Here is a 1,050-nt window from a genome sequence, read left to right as displayed (position 1 = left end):
CTTACGAACTTCATCTTTGAACAACTCACGTAGTGGCTCAACTAGACCCATTTCCATATCGTCAGGTAGACCGCCCACGTTGTGGTGCGATTTGATCACGTGCGCTTTACCAGTTTTAGATGCAGCAGACTCGATTACGTCTGGGTAGATAGTACCCTGAGCAAGCCATTTTGCGTTTTTCAGCTTCTTCGATTCTTCATCGAATACGTCTACGAACACGTGACCGATAGTCTTACGTTTTTCTTCTGGGTCAGACTTGCCTTTCAGCGCTTCAAGGAAACGCTCTTCTGCGTCAACTTTGATGATGTTTAGGCCGAACTTATCGCCGAACATATCCATTACTTGCTGACCTTCGTTTAGACGAAGCAGGCCGTTATCCACGAATACACATGTAAGCTTGTCGCCAATTGCACGGTGAACCAGCATAGCAACAACCGATGAATCCACACCGCCAGATAGACCTAGGATCACTTCATCGTCACCCACTTGCTCTTTAATACGAGCAACAGCGTCTTCGATGATAGATTCAGAGGTCCATAGACGCTCACAGCCACACACGCCAAGAACGAAGTTCTCTAGCATTTGTAGGCCACCTTTCGTGTGTGTTACTTCTGGGTGGAACTGAACGCCGTAGTATTTCTTCTCTTCGTTCGCCATTGCCGCGTAAGGACAAGTGTCTGTCTCACCGACTTTTACGAAGTCTGCTGGAATTTCTACAACTTTGTCGCCGTGGCTCATCCAAACGTCTTGAGTCGCTTCAAGATCTTTGAAGATCGCAGATTCGCCAGAAACTTTTACTTGTGCGTAGCCAAATTCACGCTCGTTTGAGCCCGCTACTTTACCACCTAGCTGTTCTGCCATGGTTTGCATGCCGTAACATACACCAAGTACAGGAACACCTGAGTCAAATACATATTGAGGAGCGCGAGGAGAGTTTTCTTCTGTAACGCTTTCTGGGCCACCAGAAAGGATGATGCCATCTGGGTTGAATTCGCGAATATCCGCTTCTTCTACATCCCAGCTCCATAGTTCACAGTAAACGCCGATTTC

General features: G+C 47.3%; 1 protein-coding gene. It reads right to left on the bottom strand.

Annotation, left to right across the window (positions count from 1 at the left end; translation table 11 throughout):
* Positions 1-1,050 (bottom strand): glutamine-hydrolyzing GMP synthase (guaA, locus tag R7P72_RS26005; protein ID WP_318111137.1); only part of this gene is annotated, 1,050 nt, incomplete at both ends.

The sequence above is a fragment of the Vibrio sp. Vb0888 genome (assembly GCF_033338835.1).
In the GTDB taxonomy this organism is placed as follows: Bacteria; Pseudomonadota; Gammaproteobacteria; order Enterobacterales; family Vibrionaceae; genus Vibrio; species Vibrio alginolyticus.
Note: the sequence above shows the minus strand (reverse complement) of the source record. Positions and strands in the feature narration are given on the sequence as shown.